This is a genomic window from Streptomyces sp. WAC 01529 (genome assembly GCF_003945545.1).
GTDB lineage: Bacteria > Actinomycetota > Actinomycetes > Streptomycetales > Streptomycetaceae > Streptomyces > Streptomyces anatolicus.
In genome coordinates this window covers 5936835-5961407 of sequence record NZ_CP029617.1, presented here as the reverse complement: position 1 = coordinate 5961407, position 24573 = coordinate 5936835, and the positions used below count along the sequence as shown (strand labels likewise).

Here is a 24573-nt window from a genome sequence, read left to right as displayed (position 1 = left end):
GGGCCCGCACGCTTCGGCGTGCGGGCCCCTGTCAGTTCCCGCGGGCCCCGCGGTAGTGCTCGAACTGCGTCACGCCCTGGTAGGCGTAGTTCTCGGGGTGCAGTTCGTGCAGGGCGACGCCGCCCCGGGCGAGCGGGCCGAGCAGGTCCGTCAGGAACGCGGCGGCCCCGGTCACGAACGCGGCCTTCTCCGCCGCGCTGTTGGTGCCCGCCGTGATGCTGACCTCCAGGTGCGCGTCGCGGTCGCCCTCGCTCAGGGGCTTCCCGGCGACGTGGTAGCGGCCGGCGGGGACGAGGTCGAGATGGACGATGGTCCGTGCGGCGGATTTGCCGAGCGCGGAGACCGCCAGGCCGGTCAGGCCCTCGGCGAGGGCACGGCCGACGTCGGCGGGCAGGTCGGGGTCGGTGACGGTGGCCCTGATGTGGGGCATGGCTCTCCTCGCGTCGTTCTTCCGTGTCCGCCCGGTCGGCGGCACGGGGCAACCCTGGCCCGGCCTGGCACCATTGATCCAACGCATAGCCGTCATAGACCTATGAGGCCGCCTCATGACCGTGAACTTCCCGCAGCTCAGGGCCTTTCTCGCCGTCGTCGACGCGGGCGGGTTCAGCGCGGCCGCCGCGGAGCTCGGCATGAGCCAGTCGGCGGTGTCGCACGCCGTGGCCTCCCTCGAACGCGAGCTGGCGGCCCCGCTGCTGGTCCGCTCGGGTCCGGTGCGGACGACGGCGCTCGGGGAGCGTGTGCTGCCGTACGCCCGTGGCGCGCTGTCGGCGGTCAGGGCGGTGGAGGAGATCGCCGCCGACGCCGGGACGCCGGTCGGAACCGTGCGGCTCGCGTCGACGCCCACGGTCTGCCAGGGGCTGCTCCCCGGCCTGCTGCGGCACTGGCGGGAGAGCCTGCCGCGCGTCACGGTGCGGCTCTTCGAGGGCGACAGCTCCGAGGTCGCCCAGTGGCTGGAGAACGGCACGGCCGACGCCGCCGTTCTCGTCGATCCGCCGCCCGGCCCCGGTGTCCAGCTCGCCCTGGACGGGTACCGCGCCCTGCTTCCGCGCGACCATCCCCTGGCGGGCGAACCTGCCGTCGACATCCGTGATCTGGAGGACGACGAGTTCCTGATCTCGCCGAACGGCTGCGAGGACCGGGTCCGCGCACTCCACCGTCTGGCCGGACTGCGCTTCAGCCCCACGCACCGCGTCCGGGACCTGGCGACCCTGATCAGCATGGTGCAGGCCGGGATCGGCGTGACCGTCCTGTCCGAGGTCTCGCGCTCCCTGGTCCCGCCCGACCTGGTGCTGCTGCCGGTGGAGCCGCGGGCCTCGCGGCGCCTGGTGCTGAGCGGGCCGCTGGGCCGCGCCTGGCATCCGGCGGTCCGTCCGCTGGCGAAGGCGGCGGTGACTCACCTGTCCCGTACGACCGATCCCACGCCGACGTCCTGACCCGGCCCCCTGCCGAACCCGCCTGCGGACGGCGCCCGTTGCCCGTTTGCCGCCGAAACGGGCTCCGTTTGTCGGCGCGTTCGCACCCAGGGAACGGCGCGGGCCCCGCCCTCCCGGAGGAGAACGGGGCCCGTAGCGAAATACGGAGGGACTCAGCCCTGCCAGCTGTGCGGGGCGCGGAAGCCCGGGGTGCGCTCCAGGCGGCGCCAGCCGGCCTTCGCGCGGCCGCGGCGGGCCGGGGCGGCGGCGGGCTGCGCGGCGGCGCGGGCCAGCAGGATCGCGGTGATGGCCGCGACTTCCTCGGGCTCGGCGTGGCCCTTTTCCACTCGGATGTCGGGGGGAGTCATCTGCAGCGTTCTCCTTGTGGGCTACTGCGGAGGGTTGCCGTGCTTGCGCGAGGGCAGGTCGGCGTGCTTGTTGGCGAGCATGGCGAGGGAGTTGATGAGGACCTCGCGGGTCTCGGCGGGGTCGATGACGTCGTCGACCAGGCCGCGTTCGGCGGCGTAGTAGGGGTGCATCAGCTCGGCCTTGTACTCCTTGACCATGCGGGTGCGCATGGCTTCGGGGTCTTCGGCGGCCGCGATCTGGCGGCGGAAGATGACGTTGGCGGCGCCTTCGGCGCCCATGACGGCGATCTCGTTGGTGGGCCAGGCGTAGGTGAGGTCGGCGCCGATGGACTGGGAGTCCATGACGATGTAGGCGCCGCCGTAGGCCTTGCGCAGGATCAGGGAGATACGGGGCACGGTGGCGTTGCAGTAGGCGTACAGGAGCTTGGCGCCGTGGCGGATGATGCCGCCGTGCTCCTGGTCGACGCCCGGCAGGAAGCCCGGCACATCGAGCAGCGTCACGATCGGGATGTTGAAGGCGTCGCACATCTGCACGAAGCGGGCGGCCTTCTCGGAGGCCTCGATGTCAAGGACCCCGGCCAGCGCCTGCGGCTGGTTCGCCACGATCCCGACGACCTTGCCGTCAAGACGGGCCAGAGCACAGATGATGTTCCGCGCCCACCGCTCATGGACTTCGAGGAAATCGCCGTCGTCGACGAGTTCCTCGATCACCTTGGCCATGTCGTACGGGCGGTTGCCGTCGGCCGGAACCAGGTCGAGCAGGACGTCCGAGCGCCGGTCGGCCGGGTCGTCGGACTCGTGCGCCGGGGGGTTCTCACGGTTGTTGGAGGGGAGCATCGCGATGAGGTACCGGACCTCGGCGAGGCAGGTCTCCTCGTCGTCGTACGCGAAGTGGCAGACGCCGGAGGTCTCGGCGTGCACGTCCGCGCCGCCCAGACCGTTCTGCGTGATCTCCTCACCGGTCACCGCGCGGACCACGTCCGGCCCGGTGATGAACATCTGCGACGTCTCGCGGACCATGAACACGAAGTCGGTCAAGGCCGGGGAGTACGCCGCGCCACCCGCGCACGGGCCGAGCATCACGCTGATCTGCGGGATGACGCCCGAGGCCTTGGTGTTGCGCTGGAAGATGCCACCGTAGCCCGCGAGAGCGGAGACGCCCTCCTGGATGCGGGCGCCCGCGCCGTCGTTCAGGGAGACCAGCGGGGCACCCGCGGCGATGGCCATGTCCATGATCTTGTGGATCTTCGTGGCGTGCGCCTCGCCCAGCGCGCCGCCGAAGATGCGGAAGTCGTGCGCGTAGACGAAGACCGTACGGCCCTCGACCGTGCCCCAGCCGGTGATGACACCGTCGGTGTAGGGCTTCTTGGTCTCCAGGCCGAAGCCCGTGGCGCGGTGCCTGCGCAGCTGCTCGACCTCTTTGAACGAGCCCGGGTCGAGGAGGAGCTCGATCCGCTCGCGTGCGGTCAGCTTGCCCTTGGCGTGCTGCGCCTCGGTCGCCTTCTCGCTGGGCCCGCGCAGCGCCTGCGCACGGATCTCGTGCAGTTCGGCCACGCGCCCACGCGCGTCGGTGGGCTCGCCCCCGGAGGAGGCGGTCTCGTCCAAAACGGTCATGTAGCGACCTTACGGAGGGCCCCCAGGGAAACGGACCGTCGACTCTGTACAGTCTCCGGGCCGTTTTCCTGGCAGCCCCGGACAGAAGAGAGCGCGGTTGCTGAAGAAGTGACTGTTCGGGCAGGCGCCGTCTGTAGGGTCTCCACAAAGAATGCCCCGCGCGCGGCCTCGTAGGGGTCGCGTAGGGGTCACGTAGGTGGTCCGCGCCGGGTGAGAGACGCCTCACAGGATGACACGCGGGCCGCACCCGGCGGCCCGCGTGAACCGTAGCGCGGTCGGCCTCGCGTTGGCGGAGGCCGACAAACGTACGACGGTGTTCCGGATGGCGTCTCAGCGGGTGGTGGCCCGGTTGAACTGGGACCGCGCCCACAGGAACGCGCCGATGGTGATCGCCACGCCCCAGCCGACCGCCAGCGGTCCGAACTTGCCGATCTCGTCGCCGAGGAGCAGCCCGCGCAGGGTCTCGATGAAGGCGGTGTAGGGCTGCCACTCGGCGAAGTGGCGCAGCCAGTCCGGCATCGAGTCGAGCGGTACGAACGCACTGCTGAGGAAGGGCAGCAGGAAGGAGAAGGGGATGGCGGCGCTGCTGGCCGCCTCCGGGGCCTTGACCAGCTGGCCGAGCGCGACCGCGAGCCAGGTGAGGGCGGAGCACATCAAGGCGATGAGCCCGGCCGCCGCGACCCACTCGATGGGTTCGGCGCCGGAGCGGAAGCCCACGAGGAAGGCGACCCCGATGACGAGGACGACGCTGAGCAGCGTCTGGATGACGGCGCCGACGGCACGTCCCGTCAGGATCGAGGAGGCGCTGATCGGCATCGTACGGAAGCGGGCCACGATGCCCTCGGTCAGGTCGACGCAGACGCCGACCGTGGTGGGCAGGACGCCCGCGCCGACGGCCATCAGCAGGATGCCGGGGACGAGGTAGTCGATGTACTCCGCGCCCGTGGCACCCATGCCGGCCGACATCGTGCCGCCGAAGACGTAGTTGAAGAGCAGCAGCATGGTGATGGGCATGATCACCAGGCTGATCGTCATGGCCGGGTAGCGGCGGGCGTGCCGGAGGTTGCGGCGCAGCATGGTCAGGGAGTTGCGCAGCGCGGAGGGCTGTGCGGGCCTGGAGGGGCGGACGGTGGCCGGGGCCGCGGCGGACGTGGCGGGGGCGGAGACGCTCATCGGGTCGTCACTTTCTCGTTGTCGGGACGGCCGGTCACGGCGAAGAAGACGTCGTCCAGGTCGGGGGTGTCGATCGTGAGGCCTTCGACCTCGGTCTCCGTGGCCTCGACCCAGTCGAGCAGGGCCTTCACGGACTGCACGCTGCCGTCGCTGGGGACCTGGAGGGTGAGGGCGTCGTCGTCGCGGGTGCCGACGCCGAGGGTGTGGGCGGCGCGGTCCAGGCCGGCGACGTCGGCGAAGCGCAGGACGACGTGGCCGCCGGGGACGAGGCGCTTCAGCTCCTCGGGGGTGCCCTCGGCGACGAGCTTGCCGCCGCTCAGCACCGCGATGCGGTCGGCGAGCTGGTCGGCCTCTTCCAGGTACTGCGTCGTCAGGAAGACGGTGACGCCGTCGCCGACGAGTTCGCGGACGATCTCCCACATGCCGTGGCGGCTGCGCGGGTCGAGGCCGGTGGTGGGCTCGTCGAGGAAGATGATGCTCGGGTCGCCGACCAGGGTCATCGCGATGTCGAGGCGGCGGCGCATACCGCCGGAGTACGTCGAAGCGGGCCTCTTCGCCGCCTCCACGAGGTCGAACCGCTCGACGAGGCCGGCGGCCAGGTGGCGGGCCTCGCGGCTGCGGTAGCCGTAGAGGTCGGCCACGAGGAGCAGGTTCTCCTCGCCGGTCAGGAGGTTGTCGACGGCGGAGAACTGCCCGGTGACGCCGATCACCGAGCGGACGGCCGCGGGGTCGCGGGCCAGGTCGTGTCCCGCGACGCGTACGTCGCCGCCGTCCGGGGCGATCAGCGTGGAGAGGATCTGCACGGCGGTCGTCTTGCCGGCCCCGTTCGGCCCGAGCAGGGAGAAGATCGAGCCCTTCGGGATGTGCAGGTCGATCCCGTCGAGGACGGCCTTCCCGCCGAATGACTTCCGCAGGGCGGTGGCGGTGATCGCCGCGGGGGTGCCCGTGGGGGGCGCGGGCGGCTGGAGAAGCCTGGTCATGGGGGTTCCCTTTCATGGAGAGGGGAGGGGCCGGGCGGCCGAGGGGCGAGCGGTGGATGGAGACCGCAATCGCACATCAGTTCGAAATTGAGGTTGCGGACGCCCCTTGGGGCGTGGGCAACCGGGTGGGAGCTGGGCTCAGCGGTGTGCGAGGCGCCGAGCGCCGGCCCCCGGGAGCAGGACTTCAGGCGCGGCGGATCGTGATGTCACCCATCGCCGTGCGGGCGCGCACCTTGAGCGTGTCCGCCGACTCGGCCGGCGCCTCGGACTCCGCCAGCGGCTGCCGCACCGACCCCGCCTTCGTACGTACGTCGAGGAAGGTCGCCGTGGACTGCCGGATGCCGACCTCGATCGAGCCCACAGCCGTCTCCAGGACGGCGGTGCCGCGCGCCAACTCGCCGACCCGCAGGGAGCCGTTGGCGCTCTTGAGCGTGACGTCCGCCTCCGCGCGCTCGACCGTGACGGAGCCGTTCGCCCCCCTCGCCGTCAGGTCGCCCCCGACCACCCCGATGTCCGTGGCGCCGTTGGAGTTCTTGACCGTCACCGCGCCCTTGACCTCGCCGAGCCTGATGCCGCCGGACCCGGTGGTGACCTGGGCCGAGCCGCTCGCGCGGCCCAGGGAGACCTCTCCGTACCCCGTGTTCAGCTGGACGGCGGCCGCCTGCTCGATCTGGAGATCGCCGACGGACGTCTTGATGTCGCAGTCCCCGAGCCTGCCCTCCGTGACCACGTGCGACATCGCGGTGTCGACGCGCACCTCGGAACCGGCGGGCAGCGTGACGTGGACGTCGATCGACGAGCCCTTGCTGAACGGGGACCGGTTCTTGGGGCCCTTGACCAGCAGTGCGCCGTTCGCGAACTCGACGCGGGTGCGCTCGGCGCCCTTGACGTCCTCGTCCCGGCTCTCGCTGCTGGGGCGTACGTCGACGACCGTCTCGGCGACGTCCCCCGCGATGACGCGGAGGGTCCCGCTCTCGAAGCCGACGGTGGCGATGATGGGCTTGGGAGTGTCGAAAGTAGGCATGGCTGTCCCGTCCTGGTGGCTAGACGAGCCCTTGGGCTCGGTGTTGTCGGTACCTGAAGTCGTGTGGACCCGAAGTCGTGCCGGCATCGAAGGCCCCGCCGGAGCCTGACGTCACGTGGTGGGGGCGCGGCCCTCGCGAGGGCCGGTCAGCGCACCCAGCCCGTATAGCCGCCGCCGAAGCCCGGGGCGGTCTCCCGGCGGCCGGCGCTCCCGCCGGGTCTGCCGCCGCCCGGCTGGTCCAGCGCGGCGGAGACCGCCCGCACGAGCCAGGCGTTGACCGAGAGGCCCTCGCCGCTCGCGGCCTCTTCGACGCGGGCCTTGAGGTGGGCCGGGAGACGGAGGTTGACACGGGCCGTGCCCCCCTCGTCCGCGCCGTCCGGCACGGGGGGCGCGGCGGGCGGGGCCATGAGCGCGGCGTACTCCGCCTGGGCGTCGAACGTGTCCCCCGCGGGCGGCGGCGTGACCACGAACTCGGGGTCGAGACCGCGCAGCCGCAGGTCGACCGAGCCCGGCGCGAGTTCGCTGGTGATCTCTTCCGCGGCGGCGGACAGGGCGTTCAGCAGCGTGAGCCGGGCGGCGGACTCCAGCGGGGCGGTGAGGCGCTCGGCCAGGGCGCGGGCCTCGTCGCCACCGGCTTCGGCGGCGACCGCGAGCTCCTGCCGGAGGTGGTCGACGTATTGCGTGAGGTTCATGACGCCATAGTGGCACCATCGTGGCGCCATTGCAAGCCTTAGGCGCGCCACGAGTGGGCCAGCCAGTAACCGCAAGGGCGATTTCCGCAGGTCAGGATGGACGGCGCCCCCATCGGCGGCAATCTGACACCCCAGTGGCATCACGTAACGCCACTTCAGCACCACTCCGCCAGATGTTGAATGTTGAACTGAATCGCGCTACATTCAATCTCGTTGAACCTTCAACAGAAGCTCCCCATCGGAGCCACCCCCCAAGGAGCACGTCATGGGTCTCTTCGGCCGCAAGAACGACACCACCGCCACCCCCACCGCCACGGCCCCCGTGGTCGACCCTCAGCTCGCCGCGCTGACCGGTGACTACACGATCGACCCGGCACACTCGACGATCGGCTTCGTCGCCCGGCACGCCATGGTCACGAACGTCAAGGGCTCCTTCCTCGACGTCGCGGGCACGTTGCACCTGGACGGCGCCGATCCGTCCCGTTCGACGGCCTCCATCGACGTGAAGATGGAGAGCATCGACACCGGCAACGCCGACCGTGACGGGCACCTGAAGAGCGCGGACTTCTTCAAGACGGAGGAGTTCCCCGAGATGACCTTCCGCTCCACCAAGGTGGAGTTCCTCGGCGGCGACGACTACCGCGTCACCGGTGACCTGACGATCCTCGGCACGACGAAGCCGCTCTCCATCGACCTGGAGTTCAACGGCTCCGCCAAGGACCCGTTCGGCAACGAGCGCGTCGGCTTCGAGGGCAAGGCCGAGATCCTGCGCTCGGCGTGGGGCCTCACCTGGAACGCCGCGCTGGAGACCGGCGGCGTCCTCGTCTCCGACAAGATCAAGCTGAACTTCGACATCTCGGCGATCAAGACGGCCTCCTGAGCCCGGGAGATGATCACCCCCTGCCGCCGGCCGCGTCCGCGCGCTACGGTTTCGCCGTGCCGGAGTTCCTACAGCAACTGCCCGCCCTCATCGGCGTGATCGTCGGCGCGCTCGGGTCGTACCTGGCGATCGTGCGCGGGGACCGGATCCGTTTCCGGCGTGAGCAGGCGGCCCGGTGGGAGGAGCGGCGGCTCGCGATCTACACCGAGTACGCCCGCGTCCTGAAGCAGGCCGTCACCCTGACCTACCGCGTCGCCGCCCACCTCGGCAACGATCCCCATCCGCACCCCCTCTCCCCCGAGGCGGCCGCGCCCCACTTCACGGAGGCCGCCGACGCCCGCGACCCGGCCGGCGAGGCGCTGCTCATGCTCGGGGCGCCGGACGTGGTGGACAAGGCGCGGGTGTGGGTGCTCACCGTCATCGAGATGGAACGGTTCCTGCGCGACGACACACGTGATCCGGGGGCCTGGGCCGGGATGCTGGAGCGCCAGCGGATCGCACGGCAGGGGTACTACGCGGCCGTACGAAGGGACTTGGCGCTGCCACCCGGCCATTCGGGCCGCTGGGCCGTCACCACGCCCTCCCCGCACGGGGACTGACGGCCCCTCACACGCGCACCGCGCCCCCGGTGTGCGCCAGGATCGCCTCCGCGAGGGGGCCGAGAACGGCCGGGGGCAGCGCGTGCCCCATGCCCGGCACCTCCACCAGCCGGGATCCCCCGATGACCTGGGCGAGATGCTGCGGGTGCGGGGGCGGGAAGACCGGCTCGGCCGGGGCCGAGACGACGAGGGTCGGGACCTCGTTCCGGGCCAGCTCGGCGGTGCGGAGCATCCCGGAATCGTCGGCACGGCCGTGCGCGGTCGGCGCCGCGTAACCGCCCGCGTGCTCGATGATGCGCCGCTCCAGCTCCCTGAAGTACGCGGCGTCGAAGGGGATCCGATCGCCGCCGAGCACCCGCCAGTGCGCCACCCGCCGGTCCAGCTCGGCCTCCAGACCGTGGTCCTCCACCGGTTGCGCCCACAGCGCGAGCACCTCCGGCGCGATGCCCGGCAGCTCGCTCACGCCATCGGGCCCCAGGTACGGCGTCTCGCTCAGCGCGCACGTCCCCATCAGGGTCGCGCTCAGCACCCGCTCGGGGTGGTCCGCGAGGACCAGCTGGGTGAGCATGCCGCCGAGTGAGAGACCCACCAGGTGCGCCCCCTCGATCCCGAGGCCGTCCAGGACCGCGATGATGTCCCGCGCCAAGTCCGTGACGGGGTAGGGGTGTTCGTCGAAGCTGTGGCTGGAGCGCCCCGTGTCGCGATGGTCGTAGCGGATGACGTGATGCCGCTCCGCGAGCGCGTCCACCAGCTCCTCGGGCCAGCCGAGCCCGGAGGCCTGCGCCCCCATGACGAGCAGCAGCGCCGGGGCGTCGGCCGCCCCCCGCCGCTCCGTCCACAGCCGCACCCCGGCCGCGACCTCCACGTACTGCTCACGCACCATGAGCCACCTCCAGCGAGTCGAACGCACGAGATAGAGATACGAGACGAACCGTACCGTCTCGCAGTCTTCTCGCGCAAGCGCGGCCGATGTCCCGCCACGGCCCCGCCCTAGAACCCACCACCCCCGCCGAAGTCCCCGCCGCCCCCGAAGTCCCCGCCACCGCCGAAGTCCCCGCCGCCTCCGCCGCCGAAGTCGCCGGGGTCGAAGTCCGCCCCCGAGTAGTCCCCGCCCCCATAGCCGCCCCCGACGTCCCCGTACCCCTCCCCGAAGTCCGCCCCGTACGCCGGGCTCGCCATCATTCCGCCGAGCATCGTGCCGATCAGCAGGCCCGGCAGGATGCCCCCGCCGAAGTACCCGCCCGCCCACGGCCCGTACGCGGGCCCCGCCTCCCAGTAGGGCCGCCGCTCCCCGTACTCCGTGGCCACGGTCCTGGCCATCGGGTCCTGGCCGTCGGCCAGCCGGGCCGCGTCCGCCGCGCACACCGGGACCGCGCGCTCGGGGCCGCCCGCGGGCGCCCACATGACGTCCTCGACCGAGGGCCCGTGCCGCGGGTCGAAGAAGCAGGGGGCCCGCCGCTCCGGCAGCGGCCGCCCCTCGCGCCGCGCGGCGAGCAGCGCCAGTGAGAAGCGCCCGTCCTCCAGGGCCTGGGTCACGCCCCGCACGTCCTCGGGCCGTGTCGCGGCCGCCATGGCCGACTTGGCCTTCTCGTAGGCGTCGAGCGCGCGCTCGTAGTCGGCGCGCATCGCGTCGTCGGCGCCCGGCTCCGCGGGGTGGAAGTCGAGCCGGTCCAGCTCCTCGCCGAACGCGGTGATGTCCTCGTCGACGACGACGGAGAGCTTGCGCAGCGCGTCGCGCTGCGCCTCCTCGTGGCGCCGCTTCTTGCGGCGGATCACGGCGTACGCGCCCACGCCGCCCGCCACGATCACCACGCCGACGCCGGCGAGCGTGCCGACCGAGACGCCGTCACCGGTGGGCCCGCCGCTCCACGAGCGCGGGGCCTTCCCGGCGGCCTGCGCCAGGGCCTCGTCGACGAAGTCGTCGAGCTGGGTGGCGGCGTCCTCGCCGCGCACGAGGGAGACGAGGTTGTTCACGGCGTTGCCGGGCAGCACCGAGCGGTCGGCCTTCGCGTCGAAGTCGTCGCCGAGGCGGACCGCGTACACACCCGTCACGCCCGTCTCGGTCCGCAGTTTCTGGAAGAGGTCCTGCCGCGGGAAGTCCTGCGGCAGGACGGCCACGAACACCGGCTTGTCCGCGTCCTCGATCTTCCGGGCGAGCGCGTCGGCCTGGGAGTCGGAGAGCTGGTCCGACGCCGCGGGATCGACGTACACCGGATCCTTCTCCCAGGCTGCGGCCACCTCGGAGGTGTCGGCCGCCAGGGCCCCGGGCGCCGCCGTGAAGGACGTGGCACCCAGGGCGAGCAGCAGACCGGAAAGCCCTACCGTGAACCGCTTCGCCCGATTCCTCATACTTCGAACGTAACCCAAGGGCCCGGGAAGGGTTACTCGACGGGCTCGACCCCGGCCCGCAGCAGCCCGTAGGTGTACGCGTCCTGCAGCGCGCCCCACGACGCGGCGATGACGTTCTCGGCGACGCCGACGGTCGACCACTCCCCGACGCCGTCGGACGTGGAGATCAGGACGCGCGTGGTGGAGGACGTGCCGTGCTTGCCCTCCAGGATGCGGACCTTGTAGTCGACAAGCTCCAACTTGGCGAGCTGCGGGTAGATGCGTTCGAGGCCGACGCGCAGCGCCCGGTCGAGCGCGTTGACCGGGCCGTTCCCCTCCGCCGTGGCGACGATGCGCTCGCCCTTGGCCCACAGCTTCACGGTCGCCTCGTTGGCGTGCGTGCCGTCGGGGCGGTCCTCGACGATGGCCCGCCACGACTCGACGCGGAAGTACCTGCGCGCCCTGCCCTCGGCCTCCTCGCGGAGCAGCAGCTCGAAGGAGGCGTCGGCGGCCTCGTACGTATAGCCCTGGAGTTCGCGCTCCTTGACCCGCTCCACGACCCTGCCGACCAGGGCGCGGTCGTCGCCGAGGTCGACGCCGAGTTCCTTGCCCTTCAGCTCGATGGAGGCGCGGCCGGCCATGTCGGAGACGAGCATGCGGATGCGGTTGCCGACGAGGTCCGGGTCGATGTGCTGGTACAGGTCCGGGTCGACCTTGATCGCGGAGGCGTGCAGTCCCGCCTTGTGCGCGAAGGCGGAGACGCCCACGTACGGCTGATGGGTGGCGGGCGTGAGGTTGACGACCTCGGCGATGGCGTGCGAGACGCGGGTCATCTCGCGCAGCGCGCCCTCGGGCAGGACCCGCTTGCCGTACTTGAGTTCCAGGGCGCCGACGACCGGGAAGAGGTTGGCGTTGCCGACCCGCTCGCCGTAGCCGTTGGCCGTGCACTGCACGTGCGTGGCGCCCGCGTCGACGGCGGCCAGGGTGTTGGCGACCGCGCAGCCGGTGTCGTCCTGGGCGTGGATGCCGAGCCGGGCGCCGGTGTCGGCGGCGACGGTGGCCACGACGGCCTGGACCTGCGCGGGCAGCATGCCGCCGTTGGTGTCGCACAGGACGACGACATCGGCGCCCGCCTCCGCGGCGGCCCGTACGACGGACTTCGCGTACTCCGGGTTGGCGCGGTAGCCGTCGAAGAAGTGCTCGCAGTCGACGAAGACGCGACGCCCCTGCGAGCGGAGGTAGGAGACGGTGTCCCGCACCATCTCCAGGTTCTCCTCCAAGGTGGTGCGCAGGGCCAGCTCGACGTGCCGGTCGTGGGCCTTGGCGACGAGCGTGATGACGGGGGCGCCGGACTCCAGGAGGGCGTTGACCTGCGGGTCGTCGGCCGCCTTGGCGCCCGCGCGGCGGGTGGCGCCGAACGCGACGAGCTGGGCGTGCCGGAAGGTGATCTCCTGCTTGGCCCGCGCGAAGAACTCGGTGTCGCGCGGGTTGGCGCCGGGCCAGCCGCCCTCGATGAAGCCCACGCCGAAGTCGTCCAGGTGCCGGGCGATGGTCAGCTTGTCCGCGACGGTGAGGTTGATGCCCTCGCGCTGCGCGCCGTCGCGCAGCGTCGTGTCGAAGACATGGAAGGAATCGTCGGGCGTGCTGGTTTCCGTCATGCTGATCTGGCTCCTGTGTCGGATCTCGGTCTACCGGAAGGACCGGCTCCACCGCCCACGATGATCCCGTGCGCTCCGCGTCCGGCTGCAGTTGGGCCGGGAAACGAAAAAACCCCTCGCGGGTGCGAGAGGTCTGCGCGCGGGTCGAGGACGACGGTGTCCGCCCGTACTTGGTGGTACGAGACGGTCACTGCGGACCGGCGCGCCTGCTGCCAATAATCATGGCGAACGAGAGCACGGAAGCAGCCTGCCACAGCCCGCCCGCACCGCGCGGCCCCGTCTCACGATGCGGGCGATGACTGTGGTGGTGCTGCTGCTGCCGGGGCCCGCTGTCAGTCGACCGTGCGCAGGAAGACGTCCGAGACGCCGTTGGTGTCCCCCGTCACCAGATCGGGCGAGGCGGAGTCGAAGGCCACGACAGTGCCGTCCTCGTTCACCGAGGGGTTGCCGGCCGCGAGGTCGTTGGGGCCGCCCTGGAGGTCGACGCTGATCAGCCGTGTCTTTCCGGTGGCGAGTTCGCGCAGGTGGACGGCGGGTGCCCGGCCCTTGCCCGTGGTCCGGGAGGCGACGTACGCGAGGTGGGTGCCGTTGACGGCGAGCGAGGGCTGCGTCGTGGCGTCCTTCTTGCGCGGGCCCTGGACCAGGGTCGTCGTGCCGGTGTCGAGGTCGCGCACGAAGACGTTCGCGGCGCGGTTCCTGTCGCCCGGTACGAGGTTGGAGGCGCGTGACTCGAAGGCGACGTGGCGGCCGTCCCCGCTCAGCGAGGGCGCCGACGAGACGCCGTCGGCCGCGCCGCCGTCCCGGGCCACGGAGATCTTCTCGCGGGCGCCGGTGTCCAGGTCGCGGACGTAGACCTCGCCGCCCTGCTCATAGGCGACGTACCGCCCGTTGTAGCTGATCGACGGGTGCCGGGCCGCCTGCGGGGACGCCTCGCTGACCAGGTCGTTGTTGCCGCCGTTGAACTTGTAGCGGTAGACGCGGGGCTGCGGGTCCGGCTCGGCGGCGGTGGCGGGCAGCGTGGCCGTGAAGGCGATCCACTGGCAGCTGGGGTCCACCCTGGGCTCCGACATCGACGCGTAGGGAACGCCGTGGTAGCTGTGGAGGCCGGTGATCTTGCCGACCGAGCGGTTGCGGATGTAGGCGAGCGGGCGGTGGTCGGGCCGGGGCGGGGTGGCGAGCTTCGTGGACTCGGAGATGAAACCGAACATGCGCCCGCTGAGGCAGGGTCCGGAGTCGTACGACGGTCCGTCGCCGTGGTAGCTCACCTCCGCGTTGTCGCCGAGGCGGTTGTGGAGGAACACGTCCGCGATGTCGTCCGTGTCGACGTCGTCCGCTCTCCCCTCGGAGGTGAACCCGGTGACGCGGCCCTCGCCCATCGCCGGGTCGTAGGACGGCCGGTCCAGCTGCGTGCCGTCGTTCGTCGTGCTGATCCGCTCGGTGGCGGGCGGCTGCGGCTCGGGCTCCGCCTGGGCCGGGAGCGCTCCCAGGGTGCCCAACAGGGCGGCCAGACACAGGCCGGTGACTACTCTGTCGCGTTGCTTCATGGTGGGGTCCCCCCGTGGTGGTTCGGCGTGTTCAGCGCGTGTGGTGCGGGATGGGCTCGGGACGGCGGACGTTCACCGTCTGTGCCGTACGAAGACGTCGGCGACGCCGTTCGTGTCGCCGGGCACGAGGTCGGTGGCCTGCGAACCGAACGCCACTGTCCGGCCGTCGCGGGCCAGCGCGCCTCGCCCCGTCCTGGCGTCGGCGGGGCCGGCCTCGGTGCTCTCCCCCGTCCTCAGGTCCAGCACGCGCGGCCCTTGCGGCTCGGTGATCAGCGCGTAACGTCCGTTGTCCGTCGCCGAGTTGGCGGGGGCGTCCGCGACGCGCTCGGTCGTGCCGGTCCGCAGGTCGTGGACGTACAGACCGCCTCGCGCGTTGAGGAGGACGCGGTGGCCGTTCACGGTGATCCGCACCAGTTCGGCGGCGCCGAGGCCGGTGGCGACGCGGGTCGTGGTGCCGGTGGTCCGGTCCTTGACGAGGATGTGCGACGTGTCGCCGGCGCCGATCTGATACGCGACACGCCCGCCGTCGCCGCTGACCGAGGCCGCCGCCTTGCGGCCCTCCTCGGGCGGCGAGATCAGTTCGTCGGTGCCGGTCGCGGTGGAGCGTACGTACAGGAGGCGGGAGTCCTGGTCGCCGTGGCGGTTGCCGAGCGTGTACGCGACGTGGGTGCCGTCCGGGCTGATCGACGCGACGGCTCCCAACTCGTTGGATCCGGGCGGGTCCTGGGGCCAGAGCCGCTGGGAGGTGCCGGTCGCCCGGTCGTAGAGATAGGGCGCCGCGAACCGCTTCGTCGCCGTGTACGCGATGCGGCCGCCGTCCGCGCTGAGCAGGGGCGCGTCATACGTGGCGCCGTCGCCGGTGCCGACCTCGGTGACCTCGCCCGTGGTGAGGTCCTTCACGCGCAGGCAGTCGAAGAAGGGGGCGCAGCCGAAGGCGGCGGCCGTTGTGGTGAACCCGACGTACCGCCCGTCGGCGCTGAGCGCGGCGTTCCGCGAGGGCCCGTCGGCCTGACCGCCGTCGCCGGTGGTGCTGACGCGTTCGGTGCGGGGGGTGTGCGGCTTCGCTTGAGCGGTGGATCCGGTGGGAGGGGCCACGGCGGGCGCTGCGGGCGCTGCGGGCGCTGCCGTGAGCGTCATGGCGATGAGCGCGGCCAGCAGGATGGGCGCGGCCAGCGGGGGGCGCGCGGGGCGCATCAGCGGGCCGTCCACTGGAAGACGTCGTTCACGCCGTTGGTGTCGCCGGGCACGACGTCCGCGTCGGGCGAGGAGTAGACGACGGTGCGTGCCTTCGCGCCGATGGCGCCGGGGCCCGCGACGCCGTGTCCGACGACGGTCTCGCGGCCGTTGTTCAGCTTGCGCAGCCGCAGCGTCGACCCGGCGTCCTTGTAGAGGACGTGGCGCCCGTCGGGGCTGACCGCCTCGGCCTCGGCGCCCGCGATCTCCCACGTCCTGCCGGTGCGCAGGTCGCGGAGTCGGGCGCCGTCGGCGGAGTTCATCGCGACGGTGCGGCCGTCGCCGCTGAGTTGCACGAGTGCGGTGGCCGTGCCGTCGTCGACGCGCGTGAGTGTGTCCTTCGCGCGGTCGCGGACCCAGATCTCCCCGGAGCCCGCGTCACGGAAGGCGACGTACCGGCCGTCGGCGCTGAGGGAAGGCGCGGTCATGTCGTGGGTGGAGCCCTGCGGCGCGCCGCTGACGGTCTCGCGGGTGTCCGTGACGCGGTCGTAGACCTCGATGCGGTGGGGGTCGGCGGGGTGCTGGGGGCGCAGTTCGTAGGCGAGGTAGCGGCCGTCGGCGCTGAGGGCGGGGCGATGGGAGGAGTCCTTGGAGGCGCCGCCGACCTGTTTGCGCTCCCCGGTGCGCAGATCGGTGAGGAAGACCTTGACGGTGTGCGTGCCCCAGTCGGTGTACGCGGCGTAGCGTCCGTCGCCGCTGATGACCGGGGCGCTGAGGCTGCTCTTGATGCGGGTGACCTGTCCGGTCCCGGTGTCGCGTACGTGGGCGCTGCTCTGCGGGCGCGGGGCGGTGTCCGGCGTGAGGTTGGTGGCGCTGCTGCTGAAGGCGATGTGGCTGCCGCTCGCGGTGATGGAGGCGGCGCCGGAGCCGCCGTTGGCCTCGCTCCCGTCGGCGGCCACGCTGACGCGCTCCACGCGGGGTGCGGGTGGGGCGGCGGGCGCGGCCTGCGCGGCGGTCATCGGTAACCCGGTGATCCCCACCGCCCCCGCGACCCCCGCCGCCAGCACGCCTAATCGCACACGTCTGCCCATGGACATGGCTTCCCCCACACACGTCGCACCCCGCCCCCACTACCGAAGGCCCACAGGAATACAAGCCCATCACCGGGCCACGGGCAATCCGCAGGAACGCGTACAACCTAGACAGGCCGCCGGTCGTCCCTACGCGTCCGAGGCCAGCGCCCCGTCCAGGAACTCCCGTACATGAGCGAGGACTTGCTCCCGCCCCGTGCCGCGCAGCCCGATCGCCACATGGATGGAGAACCCGTCGAGCAGCGCCCGCAGCCGCGCGGCGAACCGGTCGGGGTCGATCGCGCCGAACTCACCGCGCGAGACGCCCTCGGCGAGCAGCGCCACCAGGTCGCGGTGCCAGGCGCCCTCGATCGCGGCCTGCCGGTCGCGGCCCTCCTCGTCGGCGTTCAGGGAGCGGTTCCAGACCTCCAGCCAGAGCGTCCAGTGGGGGTCGCCGACGCCGTCGGGGACGTACAGCTCGACGTAGGCGTCCAGGCGCGCGCGGGCCGTCCCGGGACGGGCGAGGAGACGGCCGCGCTCGATGCCGAGGCGGCCCTCGCTCCACTCCAGGGTGCGCAGGAGCAGTTCGTCCTTGGTGCGGAAGTAGTAGAGGAGGTGCCCGGAGCTCATGCCGACCTCACGGCCGAGCGCGGCCATGGTCAGCTTCTCCAGGCCGCGCGCGGCGATCATCTCCATGGCGGTGGTCAGTACGTCCTCACGCGGCGGGGCGTTCTTCCGCGCACGGACTTGACCGGCCATGTTCCCACTCCCTGATCACGCCTTCAGCTGCCGCCCGGGCCGCTGGGGCGCATACCCACCCGGGCCCTGCCCGCTCCCCCTGACCTGCGAGGACACCATCCTCCCATAAGGGGTGCACGGAGTGGGCAGACCCGGCTCCCCGACCCCCGACTGCTCGGCATGTAGAGGAATGCTCCCTCAAGAGCCGGTCTCGCTCTTCAGAAGGGACGCTGTCCATCAACGATCGCCAGGGTCCAGCGAGCACCGCCGTCCGCCTGGACGGCCAACTTCTGCTTTGACGGGTCGATATAGACCCTTCCGACGGTGACCGGGCTCTTGCAATCTATGGAGCTCGGATTATCTTTCGGACGCTCACGCTTGACAATCTGCACGGTGCTGACGCCAGAGCACTTTACGTGCACTGTGTACACCTTTTTTGCCGGTGTGAAGTCAGGCAGGTCTTCACTCCCTGCGCCGTTGCGGACCGGGACGAGGTACTTGGGGTGCGCGGGAAGTCGCAAGCTCTTCTCCACCTTGTCGCCACCACTCGGCACAGAAGACGTGTCCCCCGTACGGCTCGGACGCGGCGGGCTGCTGGTGGGACGCGAGCCCTCATCACTGTTCGTGCAAGCAGCGACGAGCGCCAAAGAAAGCAGGGCAAGAGAGGCGGCCACTTTACGGCCCATGGAGGTCTCCTGGAGGGGTGCGCCCGTCCGGCGGCAACTGCACCGAACGGGCGTGGATGGAATTTAGTGAACGGTCCATCCTTCGCGGTACGGGGCCCAGAAGGTCACGTACTGCTTGTGGCCGACGGAACAGTTGGTGTAGCGCGTCCCGCTGTAGCCGTAAACCTTTTCCTTCTTGATGCCGTACTCACCCTTGATCGTCGAGTGCGGCTTCACCTTTCCTCCGATTTCAACACCCAGCTCAGAGGTCCAGCTTTTTGTGGCTGAAGTCTGCACATCGGCCTTTACCTTGCCCAGCCACAGAACCTTGAGCTCGGAACTCAAAGTGAGGGAGGCGCCGAGAGTCGTCGTACCAGACCGCTTGGACGTGAACTTGTAGTCCATGGAACGCCCGGTGTCATTCTGCGCATACGTCGAGTACTTGACGGACATGGTGTTCTTGAGATTCTTCGTGATGTGCACGAAGCGGCCGGTCGGGCAGTCCTGGCTCGTCGGACCGATGGGGTCGCCCAGATCGGGCCCGTCGGTCTCGCCCGGAATCGCCATGTCCTCGTCCAGCGCACCGTCGGCGTCCACTCCTGGCGCCACCTCCGCACGCGAGGCAGGCGCGTCTGTCACCGTCCCGGGCTCCACAGCCGCACCATCGGCAACCACGGGAGCGGCTATCCGGCTGTCGTCCGCGTACGCCGTCGCAGAACCCCCCATGATCACCAGGCCAGCGGTGACCGCGATGACTCTTGTCGCGCGGTTCCTCATAATGTCCCCCCTACAGAAAGAAGCGGCCCACTATCGAGGGCCGCGGTCGTCATGATCACAACATACGTGCAGGTAGAAGCGCTAGACCCGTGAGGGAATCGTGAGGTTCCCTCACGGCGCCACCGAACCGGAGAGATCCCCATGTGGTCCACCCTGATCGCCGTACTGGGCACGCTCGCCGGTGCCGGCCTGGCCAGCCTCACCGCGCACTGGACGGATCGCCGCGCACGCGCCGCCGAACACCGTCAGCGGGTTCTGGACGCGACCGCGCAGCTGCTCGCCGCCGCCCTCGCGTACCGAGAGCGGTTCTGGCTCCAGATCGCCGACCTGCGGGATGGCGAGCCGCAGAGCAGAGAGGCGCGGGCCGACCTGTACCGGGCCCGCTCGGCGGTCACGCAGGCCTTCGACCGGCTCGCGCTCACCACGACCGACCCCGAGCTGACCACCATCGCGGTCGAGACCGCATGGTCGGCCATCGACCTGGGCGACATCACCCTCGGCGACGTTCGCGACGGACGGTTCAGTGACGAGGTCGAGGACGCTCTCGACGCGGGGCGGGAGCGGAGCCGGGACGCTCACACCGCGCTCCGCGACGCCGTCCGCACCCAGTAGGCCCCCCGGAAACAACAGGCCTGCCGAGTGCGGGCCTGTGCCCGGTCAGGTCAGTGACCTGTGCTCCTCGGCTGCTGCTGGGTGATGCAGTGGATATCGCAAGGGGCAAGTTAGATATCCCGCTGACCTGCATCGATAGCCATTCCTCCATCTACGATGGGAGAAAATGGGAGTTAGCCCCGAGCACCGGCCCCGCCCGCACCTCGACGCGCTGTTGCATCCGCCTCGAACCGCGCCTGCAACACGCTCACGATCTGGCGCTCCATCTTGGGCGTCACCTTCCGGTACACCCCACGCACGCCCTGCACCACGTGCCCGAGCCTCTCCTCGATCGCAATGTCCGGCACCCCGTCCTCTTCAAGGTGCGGGCCGTGAGCGTGCCTCACCAGGTGGATCCGCCTCTTCTGGAACGCGTCAACCGCCGGCAGTTCTGGCCGCTCGTAGCCGCCCGTACGCTCCTCGGACCCATCACGAACTGGCCTCCAGTAGTACGTGTTGAAGTCAGTCGTCAGCAGAGGGCCGCCGTCCATCGCCGGAAGCGCCCACTCTGAGTCGTGAGACGCCAGCAACTTCTCATGCAGGGACGCGAGAAAGGGCGGGATTACCAAGCTTCTAACACTGCCGTACTTCGGCGGCGCCAGCGCGGGAACGCCCTTGTCCTCTGGTCGCATTCATTATCAGCGTCGTCATGACTGCGAAGAATGGCTGGCGTGGACATTCTGGATACCGGGCTACCCTTCGAAGGCAGGCAAGTGCCACGTGAGAGGAATCCGGCAAGAAGCCCTCCAAAGATGGCAACACCTTCCATCCTCGGCGTCGGCGAGCGATGCACATCCCGGGACCGCACACCAAGGACCAATCCAGTCGTTACCGCAAGGTGACGAACGGGGCCGGTGAGCAGGAAGGTAATGGCTGCCGAAATGCACCCTACGAGCAGGTACTCACGCACGGGAGGTTTCCGGCACTCATGCTGCTGGAGGGGGTACTTGGCCCCCTCCAGCACGGGTTGTTCAGGTCATGCCTTACCGATGACGGAGCCGCAGTGCTTCTTCGGGCCGCTGGCGCCGTTCCGGAGGCACACGTCCACTACGACGTGAGCACCTTCCGGAATCTGCGCCTTCTCGCGGTGTTCCGGCCTGCCGTCACACGAGATCGGGTCGCTGCTGCCGTCGGCGTCCGTCAGAGTGAAGCCGTTGTTCCAGTCGCCGTTGGCCTGCCAATATACGTGGGCCCAAACGCGCATCCCATCTTCCTGGTTGTCGCACACCTCTGCCCACTCCGGGCTGGCGTTGCCATGGAAGATCGCCTTGCCGCCCGGTGACCCGCCGTCCGAGGTGTAGGCCACGACCGTGGTCCCTGCGGCATTCGCAGGGGCTACGGATATCACAGACGCTGCACCCGCCGCCGCGATAGCAGTGGCCCACCGACGCGTGCGTATGCTGAAGATGGACATGCATCCTCCAGATGTCGTGTTCGCTCACGGGGACTCCCGGCCATTGCTTGCAGGCCTCCCGGGCGGGAATTCCCTTCCTTTACGCGCACGCCGTCACTGCGCGACAAAATGACATGAGGGCACACTCCACCCCTCAACTCCCCCTCATCGCACAAGTGGTCGAATCGTGCGGCGGATGTGAGTGTAACTGCATGCCACACCTTCCCTACAAGCGGTTGCCGCTTATCAGCCCCTACCCGTTGATTGGGCCGAAAACAGGCGCCGCTGCACGCTCTACTCGCACACCACCGTCACTGCGGTTCCAAGGACGGGCAGGCAGACGCATCCGGACCTGCTGTCCCGAACACGCCCGGAGGTGTCCGGATGCACTGATCCTGTCCGCAGTCACAGTTCGCGCACCCGGCGCGGAACGGCCGATCACGGACGTCGCTGTAGACGACGGGCCGGCCGCCGCTAACGCAGCACCGGGCTCCGTCACCGCGAACCAAGGCCTCGACGAAGGCTGCCTCGGCGCGCAAGGCACCGTCGGAGTCCGTGGTCAGCGGCGGTGTCGGCCGGTGGGCGGACCGTACGGACTCATCCAGGCCCGGCCGCCACGGGGTGCCCGTGCTGGGCAGGGAGGCGTGCGCTGGGCTACTCCAGTACGCCGAGGGCCGCGTCCGGTCGACAGTGCGGACACGGGTCGACGCCATCAGCGAGCGCGCGGCACGCCTCGTCCTATGTGATGGGGCGCAAGCGTTTCCTGGCGCTCCAGCACACCCCGACGTGGAGGTAGACCGGGCTGCGTCCGCTGATTCCCTGTTCAAGCAGCCAGTCCGGGGTCGGCGGGCGACGGCGCGCGCCCTCGGCCTGCTCGGCATGGCGCCGCTCTGCGTCCGCAATCCAGCGGCGAGTGCGCTCCAGGTCGCCGAGCTGGACGCGTTCCAGGAAGCGCAGCAGGTCGAGGTGGGTCAGCGGGACGTGATCGTTCACACGTTCGAGTCTACGTCTCTGAGCTGCGGCGATCACGCCGGGCTCTGCCCCCTCGCGAGCCAGCGCCAGCCGTACGAGGTCGACCCCGCAGGCGCGCAGGCGGCGCCACGCGAGTGCATTTCTCTCGCCGCGCAACTTCCTCATGCCAGCCGGGGAATCTGTGATCCATGGGCGAAGATCAAGAGGATGGTCGGGGTGGTCAGGTCAGAAAGCATGTCGGCTGGTGGATCGCCGCTCTCGCGGGACTGGCAGGCATTGCCGGGCTCATTTTCGCGATCGTCGGCAAAGACGAGTTCACCATCAAGGAGTGGGCGAAGGAGGCCAATGCGGCATGCGACGCCATGCACGGTGACATCGTTCGCGAAAACAGAGACGCAAACACGTCCCTCGACACGCTGGCCGACGGCGGATACCAGTCCAGCGACTACCAGGCGGCAGCGACGGCCTGGGACGCCCTGTCCAGTAGCGAACGGAAGCTCACCAGCGAGATGGGCAAGATTGAAACACCGAACTCGCGCGAGAAAGACATCCACCGGCTTCTCGAAGGCATGAACGACATTAGCGATGAGGATCACTCGCTGGCTGAGGAGTTACGAAACGAGGTCATCACAGGGGACAGTCAATTCGTCAAGGACGCCCACGCCCGGCGCGCTGAACTGGTAGCCCAGGTCAACAATGACTTGGAGACGCTTAACGTCAGGCACTGCCTCGCAAACGAGTAGGCCACGCGCGTGCGGCCCTTCGGTCCACTCGCTCGTCGGCACCTCCTCGTCCGAGCGCGACACGACTACGGCCGCCACTCCTCGCGAGAGTGCCGCTGCTTGCGTCGCACAATGTTGTGCACCTGCGACTTCCCCAGTCCGTACTCCTCAGCCAGTGCGGCCTGAGTCACGCCGCCCCGGTCCCAGCAAGCCCGGATCTCCTCGACCACCCCCCACGTCAGTCGCGCATTGAAGTTGCTCTCAGCCGAACGCCGCACATACGAGGACATGAATTGGCTTGCGAATTCCGCGCGGCAACATCACGGACGGGTAGCCCTTACCCATGAGAGCGGGCGAGAGGACGCGCCCCCGAGGCCTTGCCGTGGGCCGTCAGACCGGACATAGATGCGATCGAGCGGTCGCACGCGCCCCTCACTCGACGCCTCGTAAACGCCCTCACGCCCGGGGATGGGGCGCCACTCTTCCCGACGGGCAGCCTCTGTCATGTTCGACTCCTTCGCAGTCGGCCACGCCCCGGGACGGTTGCCGCGTCGCCGGGGCTTCTCATCATCGCGGTCCACCAGCCCATTCGGGACGGAATCCGGGCCGAGCCGCGTAGGGCAGCGCGAGCAGGCGCACCACGGGCCGGAGCCGCGCCTCAGCGTTGATCAGTTCACTCTCCCGCTGACGCAGCTTGCCGAACTCGTCGGGATCCGAGTTGATGACCTGCCGCATGCGCGCGCGGAGTGCCTCTCGGTCCTCCACCGTGGCCGTGTAGAGGGCGAGCGCCTGGCGCTTGGCGTCGATCTCGCGCAGCACCCGCGCCGGATCATGCTCGGCTACGTGAAGGCAGTCTTCACGGGCCCGGTGGGAGTCGGTATACGCGACTGGCCAGTGCTTGCCCTCGTCGCCCACCACGCCGTCATCACGCACACGCCACGGCCCGGGCGTGGCCGCTCGCGCGATCCCCTCGTCGTCGTCAAGCTGCTCGCCGAGCCACTGCACGAGATCATCCACCGCTACGCCTCCGGGTCTGCCTTCTTCAGGTCCGTGCGCTGGCCCTGCTTCGACTTCCTGTTTGCGAAGTACGGGCGCGCCTTCCGGTAATCGACCACGCTCGACGGGCCAACCGGCACGACGGGGGGAAAGTCCGCATCCTCCCGCGCGAGCTGCGAGATCCGCTGGTGCGTAATCCGCTCCACGACGCCATCGCTGATGAGCCGTCTGGCCAACTCACGGAACGACACCATGTCTGGCCCTCCTTCTTCGTCAGCCATGGGGCACCATCCTCCAAACTTCCTTGCCACATGACAAGGAAGTTTCTAGCGTCGTACTCGGTAACGGGAAAACCCCTCGATCCATGTGGCGTTGGAGCGCCGAATCGAGGGGGGACCCTCTCTGACTGCGACGAAAGATCAGGCCTGCCATGGAGCGTACCGATCAGCTCACCCCACAGCCCAGCCCCTCTGCTGAGCCCCCCACCTTCGAGAACCTCGCCACCACCGCCATCTGCCCAATCTGCTGCGTGGCAGCGAACTCTGCCCTCGCCATCGGCCTGTGGCTCGTACGCACGCAGGCCCCCAAGCTACCCAAGGGCAAGTGGAAGAAGGGCGTGTTCATCGGGGTCATGCTCTGCATCTCCACCGGCACGGCTGCGATCGTCGCGCAGGTCGTGGTCGGCGGCGCCAACGACCTCGGGGCGCAGATCTTCGAGGTCGCGAAGACCGCTGACGGCAACACACTGGCATGAGCGCCCCGACCACCACCCAGCGGCTGCGCGCCGCCGGACGCGTCTGCCTCGGCTCCCAGCGCCTGGCCGTGCACCTCGCCCGCCGCCTCGCGACCCGCGCGAAGGCACTGTACGAGCGGATCCGGGACTGGCTCGCCTCCTCGAGCGGGCCGAGCTGGTGGCTCAAGGCCGGACTGCTCATGCTGGCGTTCCTCCTCCTCCGCTAGATCGCCACGGGCATCGCGGGCAGCATGTCCCGGCGCATCGAAAGCTCTTCAAGAACACACACACCGCGCGACACCCACCCACCCCTGCTTGCACCCCGCCCCGCCCCCGCTCATGGCACATTGATCGCCAAGTCCGGCGCGCCCGGACACAGAAGCCCCGCCCACGAGCGGGGCTCACCCATAT

General features: G+C 70.2%; 28 protein-coding genes and 1 pseudogene. 7 read left to right on the top strand and 22 right to left on the bottom strand.

Annotated features, from left to right (window positions below; translation table 11 throughout):
* Positions 1-31: 31 nt before the first annotated feature.
* Positions 32-430, bottom strand: coding sequence for a tautomerase family protein (locus tag DMA15_RS26770; protein ID WP_125515313.1), 399 nt, complete (start codon positions 428-430; stop codon positions 32-34).
* 115 nt (positions 431-545) lie between these two features.
* Between DMA15_RS26770 and DMA15_RS26765 the strand changes: the two genes are divergently transcribed.
* Positions 546-1433, top strand: a complete 888-nt coding sequence (locus tag DMA15_RS26765) for a LysR family transcriptional regulator (RefSeq protein WP_125515312.1) — start codon at positions 546-548, stop codon at positions 1431-1433.
* A 152-nt stretch (positions 1434-1585) separates the two neighbouring features.
* On the opposite strand, the gene DMA15_RS26760 is transcribed toward DMA15_RS26765, so the two are convergent.
* The 6 genes from DMA15_RS26760 to DMA15_RS26735 form a co-directional block, all read right to left on the bottom strand.
* Positions 1586-1780, bottom strand: coding sequence for an acyl-CoA carboxylase subunit epsilon (locus tag DMA15_RS26760; protein WP_125515311.1), 195 nt, complete (start codon positions 1778-1780; stop codon positions 1586-1588).
* A gap of 21 nt (positions 1781-1801) precedes the next feature.
* Positions 1802-3394: an acyl-CoA carboxylase subunit beta gene (locus DMA15_RS26755; protein WP_125515310.1), complete on the bottom strand. Its 1593-nt coding sequence runs from the start codon at positions 3392-3394 to the stop codon at positions 1802-1804.
* A gap of 330 nt (positions 3395-3724) precedes the next feature.
* The gene (locus tag DMA15_RS26750) at positions 3725-4567 is read right to left on the bottom strand and encodes an ABC transporter permease (protein ID WP_125515309.1); all 843 of its coding nucleotides are present in this window, start codon (positions 4565-4567) and stop codon (positions 3725-3727) included.
* Positions 4564-5547: an ATP-binding cassette domain-containing protein gene (locus tag DMA15_RS26745; protein ID WP_125515308.1), complete on the bottom strand. Its 984-nt coding sequence runs from the start codon at positions 5545-5547 to the stop codon at positions 4564-4566. The genes DMA15_RS26750 and DMA15_RS26745 overlap by 4 nt, the downstream gene beginning before the upstream one ends.
* Positions 5548-5731: 184 nt before the next feature.
* Positions 5732-6571: a DUF4097 family beta strand repeat-containing protein gene (locus DMA15_RS26740; RefSeq protein ID WP_125515307.1), complete on the bottom strand. Its 840-nt coding sequence runs from the start codon at positions 6569-6571 to the stop codon at positions 5732-5734.
* 146 nt (positions 6572-6717) lie between these two features.
* The gene (locus tag DMA15_RS26735) at positions 6718-7263 is read right to left on the bottom strand and encodes a hypothetical protein (protein ID WP_125515306.1); all 546 of its coding nucleotides are present in this window, start codon (positions 7261-7263) and stop codon (positions 6718-6720) included.
* Between the two features lie 265 nt (positions 7264-7528).
* Between DMA15_RS26735 and DMA15_RS26730 the strand changes: the two genes are divergently transcribed.
* Positions 7529-8143, top strand: a complete 615-nt coding sequence (locus DMA15_RS26730; protein ID WP_125515305.1) for a YceI family protein — start codon at positions 7529-7531, stop codon at positions 8141-8143.
* 56 nt (positions 8144-8199) lie between these two features.
* Entirely contained in the window at positions 8200-8742 is a 543-nt protein-coding gene (locus DMA15_RS26725) for a hypothetical protein (protein WP_125515304.1), read from the top strand.
* A 7-nt stretch (positions 8743-8749) separates the two neighbouring features.
* On the opposite strand, the gene DMA15_RS26720 is transcribed toward DMA15_RS26725, so the two are convergent.
* From DMA15_RS26720 to DMA15_RS26685, 9 genes are all read right to left on the bottom strand, one after another.
* Complete coding sequence (locus DMA15_RS26720; RefSeq protein WP_125515303.1) at positions 8750-9625, bottom strand: alpha/beta fold hydrolase; 876 nt, start codon at positions 9623-9625, stop codon at positions 8750-8752.
* A gap of 107 nt (positions 9626-9732) precedes the next feature.
* Positions 9733-11091: a hypothetical protein gene (locus DMA15_RS36790; RefSeq protein WP_164551834.1), complete on the bottom strand. Its 1359-nt coding sequence runs from the start codon at positions 11089-11091 to the stop codon at positions 9733-9735.
* Between the two features lie 32 nt (positions 11092-11123).
* Positions 11124-12728 (bottom strand): citramalate synthase, encoded by a 1605-nt coding sequence (cimA, locus tag DMA15_RS26710; protein WP_125515302.1) that lies wholly within the window; start codon positions 12726-12728, stop codon positions 11124-11126.
* A gap of 332 nt (positions 12729-13060) precedes the next feature.
* Positions 13061-14272 (bottom strand): hypothetical protein, encoded by a 1212-nt coding sequence (locus tag DMA15_RS37615; protein WP_240659944.1) that lies wholly within the window; start codon positions 14270-14272, stop codon positions 13061-13063.
* 72 nt (positions 14273-14344) lie between these two features.
* Positions 14345-15466, bottom strand: a complete 1122-nt coding sequence (locus DMA15_RS37610) for a hypothetical protein (protein ID WP_240659943.1) — start codon at positions 15464-15466, stop codon at positions 14345-14347.
* Positions 15466-16464 (bottom strand): PD40 domain-containing protein, encoded by a 999-nt coding sequence (locus DMA15_RS26700; protein ID WP_164551833.1) that lies wholly within the window; start codon positions 16462-16464, stop codon positions 15466-15468. Before DMA15_RS26700 ends, DMA15_RS37610 begins: the two co-directional genes overlap by 1 nt.
* Before the next feature lie 201 nt (positions 16465-16665).
* On the bottom strand, positions 16666-17274 hold the full coding sequence (locus DMA15_RS26695; protein ID WP_125515301.1) for a TetR/AcrR family transcriptional regulator: 609 nt from the start codon (positions 17272-17274) through the stop codon (positions 16666-16668).
* A gap of 197 nt (positions 17275-17471) precedes the next feature.
* Positions 17472-17939, bottom strand: coding sequence for a hypothetical protein (locus DMA15_RS26690; RefSeq protein ID WP_125515300.1), 468 nt, complete (start codon positions 17937-17939; stop codon positions 17472-17474).
* A 63-nt stretch (positions 17940-18002) separates the two neighbouring features.
* On the bottom strand, positions 18003-18695 hold the full coding sequence (locus DMA15_RS26685; RefSeq protein ID WP_125515299.1) for a hypothetical protein: 693 nt from the start codon (positions 18693-18695) through the stop codon (positions 18003-18005).
* A gap of 141 nt (positions 18696-18836) precedes the next feature.
* Here DMA15_RS26685 and DMA15_RS26680 point away from each other — a divergent pair, with 141 nt between their 5' ends.
* On the top strand, positions 18837-19307 hold the full coding sequence (locus tag DMA15_RS26680; protein ID WP_125515298.1) for a hypothetical protein: 471 nt from the start codon (positions 18837-18839) through the stop codon (positions 19305-19307).
* A gap of 173 nt (positions 19308-19480) precedes the next feature.
* Here DMA15_RS26680 and DMA15_RS26675 read toward each other — a convergent pair whose 3' ends face one another.
* The 4 genes and pseudogenes from DMA15_RS26675 to DMA15_RS36785 form a co-directional block, all read right to left on the bottom strand.
* Positions 19481-19978, bottom strand: coding sequence for a hypothetical protein (locus DMA15_RS26675; protein ID WP_125515297.1), 498 nt, complete (start codon positions 19976-19978; stop codon positions 19481-19483).
* A 344-nt stretch (positions 19979-20322) separates the two neighbouring features.
* On the bottom strand, positions 20323-20652 hold the full coding sequence (locus tag DMA15_RS26670; protein ID WP_125515296.1) for a hypothetical protein: 330 nt from the start codon (positions 20650-20652) through the stop codon (positions 20323-20325).
* Between the two features lie 741 nt (positions 20653-21393).
* Positions 21394-21468: pseudogene (locus DMA15_RS37600) on the bottom strand (DUF6233 domain-containing protein); the annotation flags it as partial.
* Between the two features lie 9 nt (positions 21469-21477).
* Complete coding sequence (locus tag DMA15_RS36785) at positions 21478-21732, bottom strand: DUF6233 domain-containing protein (RefSeq protein WP_164551647.1); 255 nt, start codon at positions 21730-21732, stop codon at positions 21478-21480.
* Positions 21733-21899: 167 nt separating this feature from the next.
* Between DMA15_RS36785 and DMA15_RS26665 the strand changes: the two genes are divergently transcribed.
* Positions 21900-22454, top strand: a complete 555-nt coding sequence (locus DMA15_RS26665; protein WP_125515295.1) for a hypothetical protein — start codon at positions 21900-21902, stop codon at positions 22452-22454.
* Positions 22455-23000: 546 nt separating this feature from the next.
* Here DMA15_RS26665 and DMA15_RS26655 read toward each other — a convergent pair.
* Positions 23001-23450, bottom strand: a complete 450-nt coding sequence (locus tag DMA15_RS26655) for a DUF6221 family protein (RefSeq protein WP_125515293.1) — start codon at positions 23448-23450, stop codon at positions 23001-23003.
* A gap of 2 nt (positions 23451-23452) precedes the next feature.
* Complete coding sequence (locus DMA15_RS26650; RefSeq protein ID WP_240659941.1) at positions 23453-23710, bottom strand: hypothetical protein; 258 nt, start codon at positions 23708-23710, stop codon at positions 23453-23455.
* A gap of 248 nt (positions 23711-23958) precedes the next feature.
* On the opposite strand from DMA15_RS26650, the gene DMA15_RS26645 reads away from it, so the two are divergent.
* Both DMA15_RS26645 and DMA15_RS26640 read left to right on the top strand, forming a co-directional pair.
* Positions 23959-24183: a hypothetical protein gene (locus DMA15_RS26645; protein ID WP_125515292.1), complete on the top strand. Its 225-nt coding sequence runs from the start codon at positions 23959-23961 to the stop codon at positions 24181-24183.
* Entirely contained in the window at positions 24180-24389 is a 210-nt protein-coding gene (locus DMA15_RS26640) for a hypothetical protein (protein ID WP_125515291.1), read from the top strand. Before DMA15_RS26645 ends, DMA15_RS26640 begins: the two co-directional genes overlap by 4 nt.
* Positions 24390-24573 lie beyond the last annotated feature (184 nt).